Annotated in this window: 20 protein-coding genes; 4 read left to right on the forward strand and 16 right to left on the reverse strand. The window is 52.6% G+C overall.

Features of this window, described 5'->3' with window-relative positions:
* Window positions 1-37: 37 nt before the first annotated feature.
* The 16 genes from Q8A57_RS00720 to rpsB all read right to left on the reverse strand — a co-directional run bounded on the left by Q8A57_RS00720 (window position 38) and on the right by rpsB (window position 15,998).
* Window positions 38-1,561, reverse strand: coding sequence for a wax ester/triacylglycerol synthase family O-acyltransferase (locus Q8A57_RS00720; RefSeq protein WP_305169003.1), 1,524 nt, complete (start codon window positions 1,559-1,561; stop codon window positions 38-40).
* A gap of 218 nt (window positions 1,562-1,779) precedes the next feature.
* The gene (gene rnhB / locus Q8A57_RS00725) at window positions 1,780-2,382 is read right to left on the reverse strand and encodes a ribonuclease HII (RefSeq protein ID WP_305169004.1); all 603 of its coding nucleotides are present in this window, start codon (window positions 2,380-2,382) and stop codon (window positions 1,780-1,782) included.
* Complete coding sequence (lpxB, locus tag Q8A57_RS00730) at window positions 2,379-3,530, reverse strand: lipid-A-disaccharide synthase (protein ID WP_305169005.1); 1,152 nt, start codon at window positions 3,528-3,530, stop codon at window positions 2,379-2,381. Before lpxB ends, rnhB begins: the two co-directional genes overlap by 4 nt.
* Window positions 3,531-3,539: 9 nt before the next feature.
* A complete protein-coding gene (gene lpxA, locus Q8A57_RS00735) occupies window positions 3,540-4,316 on the reverse strand; it encodes an acyl-ACP--UDP-N-acetylglucosamine O-acyltransferase (protein WP_305169006.1) in 777 nt (258 codons plus the stop codon).
* 4 nt (window positions 4,317-4,320) lie between these two features.
* A complete protein-coding gene (gene fabZ, locus Q8A57_RS00740) occupies window positions 4,321-4,758 on the reverse strand; it encodes a 3-hydroxyacyl-ACP dehydratase FabZ (protein WP_305169704.1) in 438 nt (145 codons plus the stop codon).
* A 34-nt stretch (window positions 4,759-4,792) separates the two neighbouring features.
* Window positions 4,793-5,809 carry a UDP-3-O-(3-hydroxymyristoyl)glucosamine N-acyltransferase gene (gene lpxD / locus Q8A57_RS00745; RefSeq protein ID WP_305169007.1) on the reverse strand — a complete coding sequence of 339 codons (1,017 nt, stop codon included), beginning with the start codon at window positions 5,807-5,809 and terminating at the stop codon, window positions 4,793-4,795.
* A 21-nt stretch (window positions 5,810-5,830) separates the two neighbouring features.
* Window positions 5,831-6,361 (reverse strand): OmpH/Skp family outer membrane protein, encoded by a 531-nt coding sequence (locus Q8A57_RS00750; RefSeq protein ID WP_305169008.1) that lies wholly within the window; start codon window positions 6,359-6,361, stop codon window positions 5,831-5,833.
* A gap of 31 nt (window positions 6,362-6,392) precedes the next feature.
* On the reverse strand, window positions 6,393-8,720 hold the full coding sequence (bamA, locus tag Q8A57_RS00755) for an outer membrane protein assembly factor BamA (RefSeq protein ID WP_305169009.1): 2,328 nt from the start codon (window positions 8,718-8,720) through the stop codon (window positions 6,393-6,395).
* Window positions 8,721-8,759: 39 nt separating this feature from the next.
* The gene (gene rseP, locus Q8A57_RS00760; protein ID WP_305169010.1) at window positions 8,760-10,115 is read right to left on the reverse strand and encodes an RIP metalloprotease RseP; all 1,356 of its coding nucleotides are present in this window, start codon (window positions 10,113-10,115) and stop codon (window positions 8,760-8,762) included.
* Entirely contained in the window at window positions 10,115-11,299 is a 1,185-nt protein-coding gene (gene ispC, locus Q8A57_RS00765; RefSeq protein ID WP_305169011.1) for a 1-deoxy-D-xylulose-5-phosphate reductoisomerase, read from the reverse strand. Before ispC ends, rseP begins: the two co-directional genes overlap by 1 nt.
* A 2-nt stretch (window positions 11,300-11,301) precedes the next feature.
* Window positions 11,302-12,144, reverse strand: coding sequence for a phosphatidate cytidylyltransferase (locus Q8A57_RS00770; protein ID WP_305169012.1), 843 nt, complete (start codon window positions 12,142-12,144; stop codon window positions 11,302-11,304).
* On the reverse strand, window positions 12,137-12,889 hold the full coding sequence (gene uppS, locus Q8A57_RS00775; protein ID WP_305169013.1) for a polyprenyl diphosphate synthase: 753 nt from the start codon (window positions 12,887-12,889) through the stop codon (window positions 12,137-12,139). The genes Q8A57_RS00770 and uppS overlap by 8 nt, the downstream gene beginning before the upstream one ends.
* A 24-nt stretch (window positions 12,890-12,913) precedes the next feature.
* The gene (gene frr, locus Q8A57_RS00780) at window positions 12,914-13,471 is read right to left on the reverse strand and encodes a ribosome recycling factor (protein ID WP_305169014.1); all 558 of its coding nucleotides are present in this window, start codon (window positions 13,469-13,471) and stop codon (window positions 12,914-12,916) included.
* A complete protein-coding gene (gene pyrH, locus Q8A57_RS00785; protein ID WP_305169015.1) occupies window positions 13,464-14,201 on the reverse strand; it encodes a UMP kinase in 738 nt (245 codons plus the stop codon). Before pyrH ends, frr begins: the two co-directional genes overlap by 8 nt.
* Before the next feature lie 71 nt (window positions 14,202-14,272).
* Window positions 14,273-15,136, reverse strand: a complete 864-nt coding sequence (tsf, locus tag Q8A57_RS00790; protein WP_305169016.1) for a translation elongation factor Ts — start codon at window positions 15,134-15,136, stop codon at window positions 14,273-14,275.
* Window positions 15,137-15,230: 94 nt separating this feature from the next.
* A complete protein-coding gene (gene rpsB, locus Q8A57_RS00795) occupies window positions 15,231-15,998 on the reverse strand; it encodes a 30S ribosomal protein S2 (RefSeq protein ID WP_305169017.1) in 768 nt (255 codons plus the stop codon).
* A 275-nt stretch (window positions 15,999-16,273) separates the two neighbouring features.
* Here rpsB and map point away from each other — a divergent pair, with 275 nt between their 5' ends.
* The 4 genes from map to nth are packed head-to-tail and all read left to right on the forward strand — an operon-like array spanning window position 16,274 to window position 21,680.
* The gene (gene map / locus Q8A57_RS00800; protein WP_305169018.1) at window positions 16,274-17,044 is read left to right on the forward strand and encodes a type I methionyl aminopeptidase; all 771 of its coding nucleotides are present in this window, start codon (window positions 16,274-16,276) and stop codon (window positions 17,042-17,044) included.
* Window positions 17,044-19,755: a [protein-PII] uridylyltransferase gene (gene glnD, locus Q8A57_RS00805; protein ID WP_305169019.1), complete on the forward strand. Its 2,712-nt coding sequence runs from the start codon at window positions 17,044-17,046 to the stop codon at window positions 19,753-19,755. Before map ends, glnD begins: the two co-directional genes overlap by 1 nt.
* A 49-nt stretch (window positions 19,756-19,804) precedes the next feature.
* On the forward strand, window positions 19,805-21,022 hold the full coding sequence (gene dapC / locus Q8A57_RS00810; RefSeq protein WP_305169020.1) for a succinyldiaminopimelate transaminase: 1,218 nt from the start codon (window positions 19,805-19,807) through the stop codon (window positions 21,020-21,022).
* 4 nt (window positions 21,023-21,026) lie between these two features.
* A complete protein-coding gene (gene nth / locus Q8A57_RS00815; RefSeq protein ID WP_305169021.1) occupies window positions 21,027-21,680 on the forward strand; it encodes an endonuclease III in 654 nt (217 codons plus the stop codon).
* Window positions 21,681-21,695: the final 15 nt, after the last annotated feature.

The following is a 21,695-nucleotide window of genomic DNA, read 5'->3' on the forward strand; positions in this document are numbered from 1 at the left end:
CACTCATTGAGGCCATATACACCTTTTCCCCTACGGGTTATCCGGCCTTACGTGGTCTTCCCCGGCTACCGCCCGGAGTTCGCTTTGCCGTTTTTGGGATGCGAACTTTATGGATTACTTCCCCTTCCGCACCTTCACACTGGTTGGCGGCAGCACATTTCAGCTCGGCAAATGAGCGTTCCCAGCAGGCTTCCATGAACTCCGGATCAGGGAGTGCGTCGCGATCAGACTGAAACGAGACGCTGATGCGGCCATTGTAGCTGACTGCGTTAAACATCAGGGTCAAACCCTCGACCAGCGGAGCCAACGCAGAAACATACAGCAACTTGGCACCCCGCATGTACAGGGGCATTTGCGGGCCGGGCACATTGGTGAGCACGCAATTACCTATAGCAGCCAGGGTCTTTCGTGACAGGTGACTATGGGTGGCAACACCAATGCCCAGCGCCAGAGTAAAAGACGGCATATGCTTGGTAATATCCGTCATGTCCTTGGCCCCATGGGCATTTTCCAGTGCCGCACTGGTAGAGGTATCCCATTGAATGGCTTCGAGACGCTCCAGAGGATCTGCAACCTGGCTGTGAATGGGTGGCGTCATCACCGCCATGGTCTCAGCATTCGGCTTGCCTTTTGTGTCCTGGCGAACAGGCACAATTGCCCGCAGGGAATGAAAGGGCAGCTCGTCTTTATCCTGAAGATAGTAATGAAGCGCGCCGCCACACAAAGCCAGCAACACATCATTGATGGTTGCCCCTCTCACCGCGTTTTTAATCAGCTTGAGCTCTTCAAAGTTCCACTCGACACCGCCAAATACCCGGTGGGGTGAGACATGATCGTTATTGAAGCGGGTCTCCGGCCTGACGATAGTCGCTTCTGGCTCCATATCTCTGTTGCGTGCTTTTGCCAGTAATCGTTTGCCAATGGAGGGGATGGCATTAATCATGTCAAACCCGGTTTCAAAGCTGTGTTTGTAATTATTCAGCAACGTATTGACGATCAGGTCCTTAACCGGTGGTTTTGGTTCTGGTGTCCAAGCCTGCTCACCAATACCCACATCCGGTTCCGGCGTTTTATCATGAAAGCGACTAGCCAGATCAATAACTGCAGCACCATCCATTGCACAGTGATGCACCTTGGTAAACACGGCAAAGGAACCCTTAGGTAGCCAGGAGATATTATCCAGCCCCTCAATAACATAGGTTTCCCATAAGGGTTTTGACATATCCAGAGGGCGGGAGTGAAGCCTCGACACCAGGATGGAAAACTGTCGCCAGTCTCCAGGTTTCGGCAAAGCCAGGTGGCGGACGTGGTATTCGAGATCAAAGTTTTCATCATCGACCCAGTAGGGATGGTCAATATCGAAAGGCATGCGCATCAGCTTGGAGCGAAAGACGTGGGAAATATGCAGTCTTTCCCGAATATGGCCGAGAATACTTTTAAAGCGGACTTGCTTACCGGGTGCAGTCGATTGATCGTAGATATAGAGCAGCCCTAAGTGGCCAGGTGTAGAAGGGGTTTCGGCATAAAGGTAGACAGCGTCTTGGCCATTAAGCTGTTTCATAAGCATTCCTACAGTGAGCGTAGAGACCTTGCGCCACCAGACACTACTGAAATGGCCACACAGGTTCCTGATGATGTTTATGATCCCTTCTGTTTGGCCCTGAAAAGTCTCTGGCCAACCATCTCGAACAAGGGGAATTTAATAGTCCCTAGCATAGCAAACTCTATCCTAGATGATAGTCGTCGGCTGTCACGAAAAAATATTCTTAAAAATAACTGCTAACGGGAAGTATCAGCCAACATACTTTTGACAGGCTCGAAGGAACGGCGGTGGATAGCACAGGGGCCATGGCGCTCTAATGCTGCCCGATGCTGCTTGGTGCCATAGCCTTTGTGTGCCGAAAACCCATATTCGGGATATAACTCGTCAAACTGGCACATTTCACTGTCACGGCACACCTTGGCCAGAATGGATGCGGCACTGATTGCCGGGACCAAAGCATCGCCCTTGATCACGGTTTCGCCCGTGTATTGCCATTTCGGCATGCGATTGCCGTCAACGGCCACGTATTCCGGAGCCACAGCCAACCCCTCGACAGCTCTAGCCATCGCAATCATGGTGGCTTGCAGGATATTGTGTGTATCGATCTCCTCAACGCTAGCTCTGGCAATATGCCAATAGAGAGCTTTTTCCTTAATCTCTTCGCTCAGTGCCTGCCGACGTATTTCGGAGAGTTTTTTTGAGTCAGCCAAACCAGAAATCGGACGTGATGGGTCGAGAATGACGGCTGCTGTTACCACATCGCCGGCGAGCGGGCCGCGACCTACCTCGTCGACACCCGCCAGAAGTACACCTTCATAAGACAGAGCGTAAGATTTCATGCCAGCGGTGACTCCAGCAGGTCACTAAGCGCTTTCGCAGCAGCCTCGCTTCCTCCATGGCATAGGGACTCATGGAGCTCAGTAAAGCGTTGCTTCAGAAAGTGCGCGCGTTTTTGATTCTGGAACAGAGCTGTGACTTCATCGCTCAAATGCTCCACAGTGGCCTGGTCCTGCAACAGCTCCGGCACGAGAGATTCTTTTGCGAGCAAGTTGGGCAATGATACCCAGTCGACTTTCAGCATGCGTGATATCAGCGCGTACGTCCATTTACCAATGCGATAACTGACCACCATGGGCTTTTTGAACAGCATGGCTTCCAGCGCCGAGGTGCCAGAGGAAAGTAAAACCACGTCGGCAGCACACATGGCCACGTGGGACTGACCATTCAACAGATGACAGGGTAGCTCGGGGTAAAGCATCAGAATGTCTTTCAGCTGCGCCAGCCGTTCATCGCTGGCTGCCGGGATCAGCACCTGCAAGTCAGGTATCTGCTGCTTGCAAACAACGGCTGTATCCAGAAACAACCTGGCCAGAAACTCCACTTCCGAGGCTCGACTACCAGGCATCAAAGTCAGCACCTGGGCCCCTTCATCAATGCCCAACTGCTTTCTGGCTGCTTTGGTATCCGGTTGCAGAGGGATGTCGTCGGCCAAGGGGTGTCCCACACAGGCAACGGGCACACCGTGTTGGCGGTAGAAATCCGCCTCAAATGGAAACAGCGTAATCATCAGGTCAACGGCCTGGGCAATTTTTTTAATTCGCCCCTGACGCCAGGCCCAGACCGAGGGACTCACGTAGTGGGCTGTCCTGACCCCCTGCCTGCGAAGTTTAAGCTCCAGCCCCAAATTAAAGTCGGGAGAATCAATACCGATCACCAAGGAAAACTTCTGCTTGAGGAAGTGTTGGTAGAGGGCTCTGCGTATACCCAGCAGCTCAGGCAAGCGCTTTAACGGTTCCACCAGCCCCATCACTGACAGGCGATCCATAGGAAACAGGCTGTGGAAGCCCTCTGACTGCATTTTTGGGCCGCCAATGCCTTCAAACAGCGCATCGGTATACCGACTACGCAGAGCCTTAACCAATCCGGCACCAAGCTGATCGCCCGAGGACTCCCCAGCGATAATGCCTATTCGAATGGGTGTAGACATTTAAAGCACTTAACGCTGCAAACCACGTTTTGATGCACGCACAGAGTCCACCAGCACTTGAACGACTGGCTGCTCTGCAGCAAGAGCCTGGATTTGCTCGAGAGCTTCCTCCAGAGGCAAACCCTGGCGGTAAATTATTTTGTAGGCTTTTTTGATGGCGGCAATCTGGTCTTTGTCAAAGCCCCGACGACGAAGCCCTTCGCTGTTGATTGTCTTGGGAACCGTAGGTGTTCCAGCCGCCATAACATACGCGGGGATATCCTGGGTCAGGTATGCACCAGCCCCGATAAAACTGTGGGCGCCAACAGACACAAACTGGTGAATAAGCGCGTAGCCGGAAATAATTGCCCAGTCGCCCACATGAACATGCCCGGCCAGAGAGGCATTGTTGACCAGGATGCAGTTGTTGCCGACAACACTGTCATGACCAATGTGGACATACGCCATCAGCAGGTTGTCACTGCCAATGGATGTCAGCCCTTGATCTTGAACGGTACCGCGGTGAATGGTGACACCCTCACGAATGGTATTGCTGTCACCAATAATCAGGCGAGTCGGTTCGCCTTTGTACTTGAGGTCTGGGGTATCTTCACCGATCGTGGAAAACTGGAAGATCCGGTTATTCTTGCCAATATCGGTAAGCGCCCTGACCACAACGTGTGAGTGAATGACGGTTCCATCACCGATTTTCACATCCGGTCCGATCAGGGTCCACGGACCGATGACGACGTCATCGCCAATGACAGCGCTGGGGTCAATAATTGCTCTGGGATCGATCTGAGACATGCAATCAGGAAGTTTTCAAAGCACAGAGAATGGTCGCTTCGCAGGCCAGCTCACCCTCAACCGTTGCGCGGCATTTGAAGCGCCAGATAGTTCGTTTCACAGAGTCGATCTCCGCCTCAAGCATCAGGCGATCACCGGGAATGACCTGCTTTTTGAAGCGCACACCATCTACGCCTGCAAACAAATACAGTGCATTTTCATCAGCAAATTTGTTTTCCGTGACAAAGCCGAGAATGCCCGCGGCCTGTGCCATCGCCTCGATAATCATGACACCCGGAAATATCGGGGTATTGGGAAAATGGCCATTAAAAACATCTTCGTTGGAGGTGATGTTTTTGTAAGCGAGAATCCGTTTACCCTCTTCCAGCTCAACCACCCGGTCGACCAATAAAAAGGGGTAACGATGCGGCAAGCGCTGTTTTATCTCATTAATATCCATCAGCTTTTCTCAAATCTCAGCAAAGTTAGAAAACCCGTCAAGGCAGTTTTTTTTCTAATTCCCTGATGCGGTTAGCCAACTGATCCAGTTGGTTAAAACGAACAGCACTTTTTTTCCAATCCCTGAACTTGCTAAACATGGTGCCGGAAGAATAGGCGCCCGGCTCCTTCAGTGATTTTGTGATGACGGCAGCCGCTGTCAAATGGACTCCGTCGCAGAGTGTCACATGTCCGACTGAGCCGGACCTGGCAGCAAAAATACAATTCTTGCCAACCACCGTACTACCCGCCACACCTGCGTAACAGGCCATGGCGGTATTTTCTCCAATCTGGACGTTATGCGCGACTTGCACATGATTATCCAGAATCACCCCATCTTCGATAATGGTGTTTCCAAGTGCACCCCGATCAATGGTGGTACAAGCTCCGATTTCCACATGATTCCCGATGACAACTGACCCAAGTTGGTGAATCTTGACCCAACGACCCTGGTTTGGCGCAAAGCCGAAACCATCCGCACCGATAACCGCACCACTATGAATGGTCACGTGGCTGCCAATCTGCACAGCATGGTAAATACTGACATTGGCAGCTATCCGGCAGTCGCTACCGATGACCGAATCATCACCCACATGGGTTCCAGAGCCTATGCGGGTATTCGCACCAACTCTAACTCCTTCACCAATCACGGCAAAGGGACCAACCGAAGCGCTGGGATCAACGTTGGCGGATTCAGCAATCACTGCCTGTGGGTGGATGCCGACTTCAGGCAATGGAGCATCATCGAACAGAGCCGTGGCCAGTGCATACCCAAGATACGGGTTGGCCATAATGAGCGCATTTCCGCTGTAATCTTCTGCCGCGTCAGAATCCAGAATGACTGCCGCTGCGGCTGTGCTGTCCAGGTAGTGCCGGTAAGCAGGGTTAGCGAGAAAGCTTAACTCCTGCGAACAAGCTTCACGCAATGTGTTGAGCCCCTCCACACGCGCAGTGGTGTCACCACGTACCTCCGCGCCGATCTTCTCAGCGATTTCTGCCAGTGAAAAACCGGACACGGCTATCTACCTGAATATAGCTTATTGTGTTTTCTTGTTGAGACGATCAGTCAACTTTGCAGTGACGTCAAGGCTTGGCGCTGCAGTGACGACAGCTTCCGAGCTCAACAACAGAACGATACCTTCTTCTTCAATCAGCTCCTGCAGAGCTTCTCCCGCTTTGGGGCGAAGCTCCTGAACAATACTGTTTTGCAGGGCTTGCTGATCACCTTGAATTTTACGAGTGATCAGCTCCAGATCTGCACGGAGATATTCCATCTTCTTCTGAGCATCGGCCACCTGCTCTTGAGACCAAGTCATTCCCTGGGTATCGATTTCCTTTTTTAGTGCCTTCATTTCTGACACGGTAGACTCATACTTGCCCTGCAGAGTCGCAAACTCAGACTCGCCTTTCTTCTGTTTCATTCTGGCCTTGGCCACCTCAGTGCCAAAAATGGCCTTACCGAAATCCACCACTGCAATATTGCCGCCCGCTGACTGGCCCTCTGCAGCAAACAAGGAAGAGGTGAAACCCACAACCACGGCCATTACCAAAATCTTTGCTATACGCACACTAGCTCTCCGTTGAAATTAACTGATGTTCTTAAAATGTTTGTCCCAAGGAAAACTGGAACACTTCCTTCTCATCTTCCCCACCCGGATTTAACGGGAACGCCAGACTGGCAGTAATGGGACCAAAACCGCTGATCCAGGTTCCGCCAATACCCAGGGAGTAGCGTAAATCACCGAGATCGGGCTCCTGACAGAAATCGTCATCCTTGTCACCACAATCAGTGTCAAAAACATTACCCGCATCAAGGAAAGCCGCGGCCTGGATACTACGCTGGTCTTTAATAAATGGCACCGGGAATAGAACTTCCACACTACCTACGACAAGCATGTTACCCCCAAATGGGTCATCATCATTGTCGAAGGGGTTATCGGGATCCGGCGTTTCACGGGGCCCAAGAGTATTCTTCTTATAGCCGCGGACAGATCCCCAGCCTCCACCAAAGTAGTTTTTGAAAAACGGCAGGCGATCCCCTGAACCATAACTGTCACCGTAGCCCAAGTCCGTGCGCATACGTAGCGTCAGACTCTCTGACAGGGGACGAAAGTACTGGCCGGCATAGGAGGTTTTGTAATATTCAAGGTCGCTGCCAGGAACTGAAAATTCGACCGCTACCCGGTGCGAAATACCCGCAGTGCTCAAGTTGGCACGGTTGAGTGTGGAATAGCCCCAGTTGAAACTGGTGGTAAAGGTGGTGAAGTCTTCGCCATTCTCATCGATAAATTCCAGAATTTCCTCTGAGGGGAAAGACCCAGGCTTCAGCTCCAGAACCTCCAGCCCCAGGCCAAAACCGATACTGGAGACATCCGAGATCGGGTATGAGAATGTTAGTGACCCACCCATACTGTCCGTGCTGTAGTTGGAAACGTTTACCTCTTCGTAGTCTGTCTCACGCATAAACACGGAAAACCCCGCGCCAATACCGTCACGGGTGAAATAGGGGTTGCTGGCACTGAAACCATAGTTGGTGGTGTAGGCACTCTGATTAAGGTTGATTGACACATTGTTACCAGTACCCAAGAAGTTTCTCTCGGAAATATTGGCACCCAGTACCAGACCATAGGTCTGGGCAAAACCGACACTCGCACCAATACTTCCTGAGGGCTGCTCTTCAACCGTGTAGATCACATCCACCTGGTCATTGGTACCGGGAACTTGTTGAGTATCCACCTGCACCTCTTTGAAATACCCCAGGCGGTTAAGGCGTACTTTTGAGTGCTCGATCTTAGCAGTCGAGGCCGACGCCCCTTCCATCTGGCGCATTTCCCGTCTTAACACTTCATCCATGGTTTTGGTATTACCGCGAAACTCAATGCGGCGAACATAAGCGCGCTTACCTGGGTTGACGAAGAAGGTCACTTTGGCCGTTTTGTTGTCTTCATTGACCTCCGGGATTCCTTTGACTTCAGCAAAGGTATACCCCTCATTGCCCAGGCGATCCTTGATTATTTCTGAAGTGTTGGTCATCTCCAGTTGGGAAAAGGTCTGTTCCTTTTTCAGGCGTACCAGGCTTCTGATTTCCCCTTCAGAAATCACCAGATCACCCGCCAGAGCGATTTCGTCTACGGTATAAACGTCCCCCTCATTCAGGTTGACCGTCACAAATACCGACTGCCTATCAGGGCTGATGGCCACCTGCGTGGTTTCAATGGAAAACTTCAGGTACCCACGATTCAGATAAAAAGACTCAATACGCTCCAGGTCGCCTGACAGCTTCTCCTTGGAATATTTATCATCGTTGAAAACCCAGGACAGGATATTGCTAGTCTTCAGTTCAAAGAGGGAAAGTATTTCATCGGCATCGAAGGCCCGGGCACCCACCACATTGATGTGCTTGATGGACGCCACTTCACCTTCATCCACCTTAATATGAACCCCAACGCGATTACGTGGCAGCTCTTCAATATCGGCAGTCACTGTGGCCCCATAGCGTCCCTGGCCAACATACTGGCGCTCCAGCTCTCTGGACATACCCTCCAGCACCGCCTGACGGAAAATCTGCCCTTCCGCCAAACCATTGTCCCGCAGCGCTTTCAGCAAATCTTCTTCTGGAATCGCTTTGTTACCCGACAGCTTGATCTCTGCCATTGCCGGCCGCTCCTTCACGGTGACAATCAGAATGCCACCATCGCGGGAGATGCGAATATCATCAAAATAGCCAGTTCGAAACAGTGACCGGGTGGCCCGTCGTACGGTATTTTCATCAATCAGATCGCCAACGCTCAGGGGCATGGAGGCAAATACAGTGCCTGATGAGACCCGTTGAAGGCCATCGATACGAATATCCTCGACCTGAAACACTTCCGCGCGAACAGCTAAAGCGAACAAACAAAGGGAGAGCAACAGATAAAAGCGTTTCATGAAGACCGGAATTCTCTTGATTCTTGTTCGTTTTAACAGCTACAGCCGCATTAGGTCATTGTATAGGGCAAGCAACATCAGCCCAATCACCAAAAACATGCCCACCCGAAAGCCCATCATCTGGATTTTCTCGGGAACCGGTGAGCCTTTTACTGCTTCGATGATGTAATACATCAGATGACCCCCATCCAGAACCGGGATGGGCAGCAAATTCAATACACCCAAGCTGACACTCAAAAAAGCCAAAAAGCCGAGATAAGCGGTCAGACCATATTGGGCAGAAGCGCCCGCCACTTTAGCAATGGTGATGGGTCCACTCAAGTGTTTTGCGGAAATCAGTCCCATCAACATCTTTTTGACTGAGTCGAGGATTAATACCGAGGTATTCCAGGTTTGCTCCACCCCTCTGCCGAAGGCTTCTAACAGGCTGTAATTCGTTTTCCGAACCAAGTGATCTGGCCATTCGGGGATACGCACGCTCATGCCGACTTGACCAATTTCCGTACCGTCTTCAGCCGCCGTCGCTTTGGGAACAACCGTTGTTTCAAAGCGCTGCTCTCCCCTCTGTACCTGCAACAGAATTTCCTCCCCGGGGCGGGCTCGCACGTAAGCAACCCAGGCTGACCAGTCTGGCATGGCTTCGCCACCGGCGCTGATCACCTGATCACCTGACTGTAAACCCGCAAGATCCGCAGGATCACCCGGCACCACTTCATCTGCCACAGGTAATATCTGTGGCGTGTAGAGCACGATACCAAGACTAGAAACGGGGTCGGGTTCATCCGCCCTGGACAGCCACTCCTGAAGCTCCCCTTCATAATCAGAGGGGAGAGAATCGCCGGGCTGTTTCACGGTGAAAGTGATCTTGCCGGTCTCGCCTATGCGCCCCACCAGTTTTTCATTCAATGCCTGCCAGGTAGGTGTCGACCGGCCATCGACAGCGATGATTTCCTGACCGGCTTGTAATCCCGCCGATTCAGCAACAGAGCCAGGTGAAACGCCACTGATAACAGGAGCAATCCCAGTCACGCCCACGGCGTAAAAGATCCAGTATATAAGTACGGCAAGAATAAAATTGGCTATTGGGCCCGCAGCCACCACCGCCATCCGCTGCCAGACGGGTTTACGGGTAAACGCATATGGCAGGTCGCTCTCAGCTACATCCCCCTCGCGCTCATCCACCATGCGCACATAGCCGCCCAGCGGTAGGGCTGCCACGACAAATTCTGTGCCCAGCTTGTCCTTCCAACGCAAAAGCGGACTTCCAAATCCGACGGAAAAGCGCAGAACTTTAATACCACAGCGCCGAGCAACCCAAAAATGGCCGAATTCATGGAAAGTTACCAAAACACCTAGTGCTAGCAGGGTAAAAAAAATCGTCTGAATCAGTTCCATCAATGTTTTCCGGATCGCTCTCTAATGATGTCTCTCGCGGCCTGCCTGGCCGCCAGATCGCATGCTTGGACCACATCCAGAGACGCGGGTTCAGGCAGCTCAGCGTGCTGAAGCACTTCTTCAACAACTTGAGCAATCCCAGTAAATTCAAGCTCACCTGCCAGAAAGGCCTCAACAGCCACTTCGTTGGCCGCATTGAGTACTGCAGGCCCGCTGGCACCGATCCTGGCAGCGTCCATAGCCAACCTCAAACAGGGAAATCGCTCCAGATCGGGAGCTTCAAAATCCAGCCGCGCGGTTTGAATCATGTCCAGACTTGCGACCCCGGAAAAAATTCTCTCCGGCCACGCAAGGGCGTGAGCAATTGGTGTTCTCATGTCCGGATTACCCAGCTGGGCCAAAATGGAGCCGTCGATATACTCCACCATGGAATGAATCACACTCTGAGGATGGATAACCACTTCAATATCGTCCGGAGTCAGGCCAAACAACCAGCAGGCCTCAATCAACTCAAGCCCCTTGTTCATCATGGTTGCCGAATCAACAGAAATTTTTCTGCCCATCTGCCAGTTTGGGTGTGCACAGGCCTGCTCAGGTGTCATCGCCGACAGTTCTGCGAGGGGAGTTTGCCGGAATGGACCACCAGATGCTGTCAACAGAACTTTCTTCACACCCATGCGAGTGTGCGTCTGATAACCCTCGGGCAGGCACTGAAAGATCGCGTTGTGTTCACTGTCGATAGGCAACAGGGTAGCACCGGCCTGGTGAACGGCATCCATGAACAAGTCGCCAGCCATGACCAACGCTTCTTTATTCGCCAGCAATACTTTTTTTCCCGCTTCTGCAGCAGCAATCGTCGGTCGCAATCCAACGGCACCGACAATGGCAGCCATCACCATATCCACCTCGGGATGACTGGCCACCTGACAAAGTCCCTCTTCACCAAAAAGCACTTCTGTATCAGGACTGACTGTTTGCAGCTGCTCTGCCAGCACAAGGGATGACGGCTTATCCGCCACGACCGCATATCGAGGTTTAAAAGTCTCACAAAGAGATGCCAGCTTTGCTATCTGGGTGTGGGCTGTCAGTGCAAAAACGGAGAATCGCTCGGGATGCCGTGACACCACATCGAGGGTACTGTCACCAATGGAGCCTGTCGCACCTAATACCGTCAGATACTGCATGATTAAAACTGTATACCACTGGAGAGAAAAATCAGGGTAAACAGCGGCAGCGCCGCTGTGATGCTATCCACGCGATCCAGCACGCCACCGTGACCCGGAAGAATCTTGCCACTATCTTTAACACCCCTGTGACGCTTGACCATACTCTCCAGTAAATCCCCCAGTACAGATGCAAGGGTTGTCACCATAACGATGGCAAACAGAATCAGCCAATCCTGAGAGGACAATTCGAACCAAAGCCCAAGAACCACCACCAATAGCACATTCGCCAAAACGCCCCCCAAAAGCCCCTCGAGGGTTTTTTTCGGGCTAACGTTGAATGCCAGACTATGACGACCAAATTTGCGGCCAGAGAAAAAGGCGCCAATATCTGCAAGAGCAACAATCATCACCACCAGCAGAATCAACCAGGGACCGTGTTCACTGTAGCTCAAGAGCACAACAGCGACCCATGTTGGCACCAGCACAAAAGCACCCATGATAGCCCGCACGGGTTTATGTCCCCATAACAGCGCACTTGATGGGTAACCCTGCACCCACAGCAGCGCCAACGCCCACCAGGGGGTCATCGCCACCAGCAGACTATGGCCCACTGACAATCCGGGAGGCGCATCCACTCTCAGCCCCATCTGATAGGCTGCAGCAGCCAGCAAGACTGCCATTAACATTACGTATACGATCCGCCATGCCGGCGATTCCAGCCCGGCCAAATCCGACCATTCCCAGGCGGCATAAACCACCACAACGGCCACCATCAAGGAGAAACCCAAGGGGCTGAGCAGAAACAGCGCTGCCAGAAACAGTGCCGCCAACACTAATGCCGTTATTACCCGCTGCTTAAGCATGCTTGCTTGCCTCGGCACCGGTATCCCTCATACCGAATCGACGTTGACGCTGTTTGTAGTTATCAATCGCCAGATCAAAAGCCGCCCCATCGAAGTCCGGCCAATAGCAATCGGCAAAATACAGCTCTGAATACGCTAAATGCCATAGCAAGAAGTTACTGATACGCTGCTCCCCTGCCGTACGAATACAAAGATCTGGAGGAGGCAGATCAACCAGGGACATTTGCTGCTCCAGTCGTTGTTCGGTGATGCCCTCCGGACGCAGACGCCCCAGCTGTACCTGACGAGCCAGTTTGCGGGCAGCTTCGGTAATTTCCCATCGGCCACCATAATCCACTGCCAGAACCAGTGTTCGCGAGCCTCCTGCAGTGGCCCGCTCACTGTCATCCAGGAGTTTCTTGAGCTTGTCACTGAAATTGTCACGACGACCGATAAATTTGAGACGGACACCCCGTTCGAGCAACTGTGGGACTTCTTTGCGCAAATAGCTGCCTAAAAGGGACATTAAGGCTTTGACTTCCAGCTCAGGGCGCTGCCAGTTTTCGCTGCTGAACGCAAACAGGGTCACAACATCAATATTGTGGCGCTGGCAACCATCGAGCACATCACGTACCCGCTCGACTCCGACCTCGTGACCCACGGTGCCTGATAGACCCCGTTCAGCGGCCCAACGGTTATTGCCATCCATAATGATCGCCACATGGCGCAATGGATGAGCAGACGGTTCACCGGCTTTTTGACTCATGCTGTTCAGTTCCGGCCAGCGGAATCAGATTTCCATCAAGTCTACTTCTTTCACCGACAGCAACTGGTCGACCTGCTGAATGTACTTGTCAGTAATTTTCTGAATGTTGTCCTGAGCCTTGCGCTCATCATCTTCACTGATTTCCTTTTCCTTCAGCAGTTCTTTGACATCCGACAGTACATCGCGGCGAATATTGCGAATGGCGATGCGGGCATTTTCCGCCTCGGTCTTGGCCTGCTTGATAAAGCCCTTTCTGGTTTCCTCGGTGAGCGGGGGCATCGGCACCCGAATTAACTCCCCAGTGGTTACCGGGTTAAGGCCCAGGTCCGATTTCATGATCGCCTTTTCCACCTCCGGTACGAGATTCTTCTCCCACACAGAAATAGACAGGGTACGGGCGTCCAGCACATTGACATTACCCACCTGGTTCAGGGGAGTGTCGACGCCATAATAGGAGACGGTTACACCGTCCAGCAGGCTGGGGTGGGCTCGGCCAGTACGAATTTTGTTAAAAGCACCACCCAAAGACTCGACACTCTTGGTCATGCGCACTTCAGCATCTTTTTTCAGGTCTTCAATCATCAAAACTTTCCTCAATCAACGTCCCTTCATCGCCACCAACCACAATGCTAAGCAAGGCACCGGGTTTAGACATGCGGAATACCCGCAGCGGCATATCGTGCTCGCGACACAGACAAATGGCCGTGAGATCCATAACCCCGAGTTTTTGTTGTAGCGCATCATCGTAGGTGAGGCGTGTATACATGGTTGCGGAGGGGTCTTTCATCGGATCGGCAGAGTATACACCGTCCACCTTGGTCGCCTTCAAAACGATCTCGGCACCGATCTCAATACCCCGCAGGCAGGCAGCAGAGTCGGTAGTAAAGAATGGGTTGCCGGTTCCGGCAGAGAAAATAACAACATCACCACTGGCGAGATACCGAACGGCTGTTCTGCGATCATAATGCTCAACCACACCGCTCATGGGTATTGCCGACATGACTCTCGCAGAAATATTGTTGCGGTCCAGAGCATCACGCATGGCAAGGCCATTCATCATGGTTGCCAACATGCCCATGTGGTCACCGGTCACACGCTCCATACCAGCTTCATGCAACGCAGCACCGCGAAACAGATTGCCCCCACCTATGACAAGTCCCACCTGAACACCTATACCAACTAACTGGCCGATCTCAAGCGCCATGCGGTCTAGGACCTTAGGGTCAATACCAAACCCCTCCTCGCCCATCAGTTCTTCACCGCTCAACTTGAGCAGAATACGCTTGTACTTCTTGTCTTTTGTACCAGGCATGCAGTGTGTTCTCCGCAAGGGGATTTAATCGGGCGTATATAATAACGGGGGCCGCAGCCCCCGTCTTCAGATCATTTGGCTGCGCCGACCTGAGCCGCCACCTCAGCGGCAAAATCCACTTCCTCTTTCTCGATACCCTCGCCCACTTCAAAGCGAACAAAGGACTCGATGTCAGCACCGGCGTCTTTAACCAGCTTGCCTACTTTGATTTCTGGGTCTTTAACAAAAGGCTGCGCCACCAGGCTGGACTCTGCCAGGAACTTGCTGATGCGGCCCTCGATCATTTTGGCAATGATTTCTTCCGGTTTGCCACTTTCACGCGCCTGTGCAGAGAAGATTTCGCGTTCTTTTTCCACCAGCTCTGCCGGCATGTCTTCGGGTTTAACAACCTGTGGGTTCACGGCGGCAACGTGCATGGCCACATCTTTCGCGAGCTCGGCATCACCACCTGTCAAACCGGTCAGCACCGCGATACGGTTGTTGCTGTGAACATAGGTACCAACCATCGGCGCCTCGACCAGAACCACACGACGTACAGCGATGTTTTCACCAATTTTCTGAACCAGCGCCTGGCGGGTTTCTTCCATATCGGCTGCCAGCGCGGCGGCATCGGTTTGCTTTTCGTTGAACGCCTTTTCAACTACCGTGTTCACAAAGGACAGGAAGTTGTCGTCGCGGGCCACAAAGTCTGTTTCGCTGTTGACTTCAACCAGCACAGCATAGCTGTTGTCATCGGCCACCTTCACAGCCACAACACCTTCAGCGGCGGTGCGACCTGCTTTTTTGGCGGCCTTCATACCACTGGATTTGCGCAGATCATCGATCGCTTTTTCGATGTCGCCATCCGCTTCAACCAACGCTTTTTTACATTCCATCATGCCGAGGCCTGTGCGCTCGCGCAGTTCTTTTACCAGAGATGCAGAAATTGCTGCCATCTGTAAATTCCTCTCAATCGTTTTGTTTAACTGGAAAAAAGGGGGCTATGCCCCCTTTTGATTTCAGTGACATCACAGCTTCTGGCTGTGATGTTTATTCAGCTGCCGCTTCGGTATCGTCGCCAGCGCTTTCTTCTTCAACCACTTCAACAAATTCGTCTTTGCTGGTAGCGGTGCTTGATTGAGCCTTGCCTTCAAGAATTGCGTCGGCAATGGCTGTGGTGTAAAGCTTGATGGCACGAATCGCATCATCATTGCCCGGAATCACATAATCCACACCGTCGGGATCACTGTTGGTATCCACAACACCGATCACCGGAATACCCAGCTTATTGGCTTCCTGAATGGCAATACGCTCATGATCCACATCGATCACGAACAGCATATCGGGCAATCCGCCCATTTCCTTGATACCACCAATGGAGCGCTCAAGCTTCTCCATCAGGCGGGTTCTCATCAGGGCTTCTTTCTTGGTCAGCTTGTCGAAAGTACCGTCCTGGCTCTGCGTTTCCAGTTCACGGAAACGGCGGATCGACGCACGGATGGTTTTGTAGTTGGTCAGCATACCACCCAGCCAGCGGTGGCTGACGTAGGGCATACCGGCACGCTGTGCCTGTTCGACAATAGACTTCTGGGCAGCACGCTTGGTGCCTACCATCAGTACCTTGTTGCCATTGGCTGCAACCTGACGAACTACCTCCAGCGCGTCATTAAACGCAGGTACGGTATATTCCAGGTTGAGAATATGAATCTTGTTACGGGCCCCGAAAATGTATTGATCCATCTTGGGGTTCCAGAAGCGGGTCTGGTGTCCGAAGTGAACGCCAGCCTGCAACATGTCGCGCATGCTTACACTTGCCATAAAAATTCCTCGTTAGGGTTAAACCTCCACATACCCCACCAATCAACCCCCTTCGGGGGCACCCAGACTGATGTGCCGGTACGTGTGTGTCGTTAAGTTAATGAAGCCTCGGGACACACTGCCCAAAAGCGGTGCGCTTTATACCACATCCATTATAGTTATTGAAGTAAAAACCACCCTTATCCGACGTATGCCGCTATATGCCACTACCTGCAACAATCCGTTACAATGTGCCGCTTAAATTTGCTTAGCCGCACCTCTGGAACCTGATATTTATGGCAGATTGCATCCAAACCGCCGAAGAACTGGAAAAAATGCGTATAGCCGGAAGGCTGGCGGCCGAAGTTCTGGAAATGATCGAGCCCTACGTGGTTCCTGGAGTCACCACCGGCGAGCTTGATCGGATCTGTCATGACTACATGGTGAATGAACAGAAAGTCATTCCTGCGCCCCTCAATTACCGTGGGTTTCCAAAATCTATCTGCACCTCAATCAACCAGGTGGTCTGCCACGGCATTCCCTCGGAAAAGAAAAAACTCAAGGATGGCGATATCGTCAACCTAGACATTACCGTCATCAAGGATGGCTACTACGGCGACACCAGCAAAATGTTTTGTGTGGGCAATGTCGCTGACCATGCTCGCCGCCTGGTTCAGGTAGCCCAGGAATGTCTCTATAAGGGGATCAGTGTGGTTCGACCCGGCGTCCGCCTGGGTGATATTGGACACGTCATCCAGCAACATGCCGAAAGCCACTTCTACAGTGTTGTGCGTGATTATTGCGGCCACGGCATTGGCACCGAATTTCACATGGAACCGCAGGTTCTACATTTTGGCCGCCCCAATACGGGTATGCTGATCAAGGAAGGCATGACCTTCACGATTGAGCCAATGGTGAATGCAGGGCGGCACCATACCAAAGTCAAAAAGGACGGCTGGACCGTTGAAACCCGGGACGGACGACTATCCGCCCAGTGGGAACATACTCTCGCGGTCACTGTTGATGGCGTCGAGGTACTCACCGCCCGCAAAGACGAGAAGTTCTAATGGACGAACAGTCAAAAACCCTGCTTTTTTTTGATGAACGTCGCTTCCTTGAAGACGTCGCCACACGAAACCCTATCGAAGTTTTCAAGAACGCGCTTGAGGCTGCCAACCTTCATTTCAACGCCCGTTTTCACGAAGGGGAACAGACCGCCACACTGATCCATGAACGCGCCATTTTTATGGACACCATATTGCGCCATGCCTGGAACCGCTTCAGCTGGAGCAAAAATATCTGCCTGCTGGCCGTCGGCGGCTATGGTCGGGGCGAGCTTCACCCCCAGTCCGATATTGACATTATGATACTGATTCGCTGGGGCAACCCCCGGCGCCACCAAAAAAACATCGAGGGGTTTCTGACCTTCCTGTGGGATATCCAGCTGAAAATTGGCCACAGTGTACGCACCATGTCCCAATGTGTCGCAGAAGCTAAAGGCGATATCACTGTAGCCACCAACCTGATGGAAACCCGAACCATTGCCGGCAATGAATCGCTCCGGCAGTTGATGACCAAGAAAACCGGGCCAAAAAAAATCTGGTCAGACAAGGCATTTTTCCGAGCCAAACTGCTGGAGCAAAAGGAGCGGCACGAGAAGCACGGCAATACCGAATACAATCTGGAGCCAAATGTTAAAGAGGCCCCTGGCGGGTTGCGTGATATCCAGATGATCAACTGGGTGGCCAAGCGTCACTTCAATGTTGAATCCATTGACCAGCTGATCGGCAAGGAATTTCTCAACGCAGAAGAGTTCCTGCAACTGAAGCGTGGCGAAGCATTCCTGTGGAAAGTTCGCTACGGACTTCACTTACTGGCGGATCGGCCGGAAGAACGCCTGATGTTTGATTATCAGCGCAAACTGGCCGCCATGTTCGGTTATCACGACAGTGAAGAGCGCCTCGGTGTAGAAAAATTCATGCAGCACTACTACCAGGTCGTTTTGTCCATGCGCGAGATGAACGATGTCATGCTGCAGTACCTCGATGAAGTGATTCTCAGAAAGGACAAGGCGAAAAACATCTATGCCCTGAATGAGCGCTTTCAAGTGCGCGACAAGCATATCGAGACGGTCGGCGATTACGTATTTGCCAAATACCCCTCCGCCTTGCTGGAGATATTCTGCCTGCTTGGGGAAAACGAGAACATTGTGGGCATTCGTGCGGCCACCATCCGGCAGATTCGTCAGCATCGTAAATTAATTGACGACAGCTTCCGTCATGAGCCGCAAAACAAGAAGCTATTCCTGCGCCTGCTGCGCTGCCCCCATAGAATGAGCACCCAGCTGCAACGCATGACCCGCTACGGCATACTGGGCCGCTACCTGCCAGAATTTGGTCGCATTATTGGCCAAACCCAACACGACATGTTTCACCGATACCCGGTAGACGCTCACACCCTGCAGCTCATCAAAAACATGCGTGTGCTGGAACGGCCGGAGATGGCGGAACGCTACCCCCTCTGTTCACATATCTACAAGAACCTGCCCAAACCGGAGTTGGTGTTTGTGGCAGGCCTATATCATGACATCGCCAAAGGGCGCGGTGGTGATCACTCGGCACTGGGTGCCCATGATGCCGAGGAATTCTGTCGCCGCCACGGTTACAGCGCTGAAGAAACCCGCCTGATTTCCTGGCTGGTGGCTCACCACCTGATCATGTCCAACACATCTCAGCGCGCCGACATATCGGACCCGGATATTATCTACAAATTCGCCCGACTTATGGGTAACCAGTTGCATCTGGACTATCTGTTTGTGCTGACCGTAGCAGATATTACCGCCACCAACCCAACGCTCTGGAATACCTGGAAAGCCTCGCTGATGCGTCAACTCTATTCAGAGACCAAACGCGCCCTGCAACGAGGCCTGGAAAACCCCTTTGACCGGGATGCCTGGGTGGAGAGCACCAAACAGGCTGCCTTGGACACACTGGCCGAACTCGGCATCACCCAGCCACAGGCCATAGAAATCTGGGGCAACGTGGACGATGAATTTTTCCTGCGAGAAAAAGCGGATGATATCGCCACTTATACCGCTGCGATTGCCGCCCGGGGTGACAGCAATGACCCGGTGATTCTCATCCAAAATGCCGGGGTGGAAATACCCATTGCAACGCAAATTTTCATCCACACCAAAGGCATGGACAATGTTTTCCCAACAACGGCGGCAGCACTCGACCACCTGCAACTGAATATTATGGATGCGCGGCTGCACCGGGACACCGAGGGGCACACCTTTGATACCTTCTACGTGCTGGATGAAAACAACCAGCCCTTCGGCGACAACACTGAGATGCTCGAAAAAACCCAGCGCACCCTGTCACACGCGCTGAAAAACCCTGATCCTTCAGCGTTCAATCTGAATCGGCGCACACCTCGCCACCTCAAACAGCTCGCCATGCGTACCGTTGCCAGCATCAGCAACGATATTGAAAAGAGCGCAACCATTCTGGAAGTTATTACGCCGGACCGTCCCGGCCTGCTGGCCCATCTGGGCCGGATCTTTGTACGCTTCGAGCTGCGCTTACTGAGCGCCAAAATTGCCACGCTGGGCGAGCGGGTTGAAGACGTGTTTTATCTGGTGAACATGGACTATAGCCCTCTCAGCAATGCCGAATTCTGCGAAGAGCTGCGGGACACGATATGCAAGGAGCTGGATGCTCGCAATGAGGAAGACGTGGAAGGTGAAACACTGCCCCGCATGCGGCTATGGCGGTAACTCCGGAAACAACACAAAACCTTCTGTTTCTGAATCAATAACGGCGATCATGAACAAAGACCTAGACAAGCTCCACCCGTACCCTTTTGAAAAGCTCAACGCGCTGAAAGCCGGTCTGACCCCACCTGACAACCTTCAGCATATCGCGCTATCCATCGGTGAGCCCAAGCACCCGGCGCCTGCATTTGTGAAACAGGTATTGGCCGATTCTCTGGAAAAGCTCTCTGCCTACCCGCTAACCAAAGGTATTCCTGAATTGAGGGAAGCCATTAGCACCTGGTTGTGTCGCCGCTTTCAGCTGGACGCCGTTGATGCCGAGACGCAGGTACTGCCGGTGAATGGCACACGGGAGGCGCTGTTCGCCTTCGCTCAGGCTGTGGTCGACCGTGCTGGTACCCCCCTGATTCTCAGCCCCAACCCTTTCTACCAGATCTACGAGGGCGCAGGGTTTCTGGCAGGGGCGGAACTGAAATTTCTTAACTGCACCGCTGATAACAATTATCTGCCGAATTTTGATGCAGTGGATGAAGAAACCTGGCGACACTGTCAGCTTCTTTACCTGTGCAGCCCGGGTAATCCCACCGGCGCGGTGATGGACATCCCTCTTTTGCAGCAACTGATTCAGCTGGCTGATCGCCACGATTTCATCATCGCCAGCGACGAATGCTATTCGGAAATCTACCCGGACGAAAACAACCCGCCACCTGGCCTGCTCCAAGCCTGTGCCCAGATGGATCGCCTCGACTACAGCCGCTGCGTGGTATTCCACAGCCTGTCGAAACGCTCCAACCTGCCGGGCTTACGCTCCGGTTTTGTGGCCGGCGACGCAAAGGTGTTGCAGTCATTCCTGCGTTATCGAACCTACCATGGCTGCGCCATGCCCGTGCCCACCCAGCTGGCGAGCATTGCAGCCTGGAATGACGAGCAACATGTGATCGAAAACCGTGAACAATACCGACAGAAGTTTGATGTGTTCAAAGAAATACTCGACGACACATTACCCCTGAGCCTTCCCGATGCCGGCTTCTACTTCTGGGCAGACACCAGTGCTGCAAAAGTGGGTAGCGATGAGAATTTTGCCCGGGAACTGTTTGCCAATGAACACATTACCGTACTCCCCGGTCGCTACTTGGCCCGCCACGCCGAGGGAGTCAATCCGGGGGAAAATCGGGTCAGAATGGCGTTGGTAGCACCCCTGGACGAATGCCGTGAAGCGGCACTGCGCATACGTCGTTTTGTCATCAACGCCAGAAAAAATCCGGCCTGACCCGATGTTAAAGAAAGAACGCGCCGAATTTATTCGCCAGCGATTATCAGAGCTATACCCTAACCCACCCATCCCACTGGCTCACCAGGATGCCTATACGCTCTTGGTCGCCGTACTGTTGTCAGCACAATGCACCGATGAACGGGTCAATCAGGTCACACCGGAACTATTTACCCTGGCTGACAATGCCCGAGACATGAGCCAGGTGCCCCTCGAGCAGGTCTACGACATTATCCGCCCCTGCGGGCTGGCTCCCCAGAAATCAAAAGCCATCGTGAAATTGTCGCAAATCCTGACCGCAGACTACGGCGGCGAGGTGCCCGAGGATATGGCGGCACTGGAAACCCTTCCTGGCGTCGGACATAAAACAGCCAGCGTGGTCATGTCACAGGCCTTTGGTCATTCCGCATTTCCGGTAGATACCCACATTCATCGCCTTGCACAGCGCTGGGGACTGAGCAATGGAAAGAGCGTGGCGCAAACAGAAAAAGATTTGAAGAGGTTGTTTCCAAAAGAGAGTTGGAATGCACTACACCTTCAGATCATCTACTACGGTCGTGAATTCTGCCCGGCCCGCAGCTGCAATGGTCTGACCTGCGATATCTGTAAAACCTGCTTTCCAAACCGCAAACATCCCGTCAAAAATCGAAAAGCCTGAAGAATCAACTGGGCG

It is taken from the genome of Porticoccus litoralis, from assembly GCF_030676955.1.
GTDB classification, from domain to species: Bacteria; Pseudomonadota; Gammaproteobacteria; order Pseudomonadales; family Porticoccaceae; genus Porticoccus; species Porticoccus litoralis.

Bases quoted from the DNA above. Each gene is read 5' to 3' on its own strand.
- uppS (WP_305169013.1), bottom strand. From the start codon at position 12,889: ATGAGTCAAAAAGCCGGTGAACCGTCTGCTCATCCATTGCGCCATGTG.
- tsf (WP_305169016.1), bottom strand. From the start codon at position 15,136: ATGGCAGCAATTTCTGCATCTCTGGTAAAAGAACTGCGCGAGCGCACA.
- Q8A57_RS00770 (WP_305169012.1), bottom strand. From the start codon at position 12,144: ATGCTTAAGCAGCGGGTAATAACGGCATTAGTGTTGGCGGCACTGTTT.
- lpxA (WP_305169006.1), bottom strand. From the start codon at position 4,316: ATGTCTCAGATCGATCCCAGAGCAATTATTGACCCCAGCGCTGTCATT.
- glnD (WP_305169019.1), top strand. From the start codon at position 17,044: ATGGACGAACAGTCAAAAACCCTGCTTTTTTTTGATGAACGTCGCTTC.
- Q8A57_RS00720 (WP_305169003.1), bottom strand. From the start codon at position 1,561: ATGAAACAGCTTAATGGCCAAGACGCTGTCTACCTTTATGCCGAAACC.
- nth (WP_305169021.1), top strand. From the start codon at position 21,027: ATGTTAAAGAAAGAACGCGCCGAATTTATTCGCCAGCGATTATCAGAG.
- bamA (WP_305169009.1), bottom strand. From the start codon at position 8,720: ATGAAACGCTTTTATCTGTTGCTCTCCCTTTGTTTGTTCGCTTTAGCT.
- rpsB (WP_305169017.1), bottom strand. From the start codon at position 15,998: ATGGCAAGTGTAAGCATGCGCGACATGTTGCAGGCTGGCGTTCACTTC.
- rnhB (WP_305169004.1), bottom strand. From the start codon at position 2,382: ATGAAATCTTACGCTCTGTCTTATGAAGGTGTACTTCTGGCGGGTGTC.
- lpxB (WP_305169005.1), bottom strand. From the start codon at position 3,530: ATGTCTACACCCATTCGAATAGGCATTATCGCTGGGGAGTCCTCGGGC.
- rseP (WP_305169010.1), bottom strand. From the start codon at position 10,115: ATGGAACTGATTCAGACGATTTTTTTTACCCTGCTAGCACTAGGTGTT.
- ispC (WP_305169011.1), bottom strand. From the start codon at position 11,299: ATGCAGTATCTGACGGTATTAGGTGCGACAGGCTCCATTGGTGACAGT.
- map (WP_305169018.1), top strand. From the start codon at position 16,274: ATGGCAGATTGCATCCAAACCGCCGAAGAACTGGAAAAAATGCGTATA.
- pyrH (WP_305169015.1), bottom strand. From the start codon at position 14,201: ATGCCTGGTACAAAAGACAAGAAGTACAAGCGTATTCTGCTCAAGTTG.
- frr (WP_305169014.1), bottom strand. From the start codon at position 13,471: ATGATTGAAGACCTGAAAAAAGATGCTGAAGTGCGCATGACCAAGAGT.
- dapC (WP_305169020.1), top strand. From the start codon at position 19,805: ATGAACAAAGACCTAGACAAGCTCCACCCGTACCCTTTTGAAAAGCTC.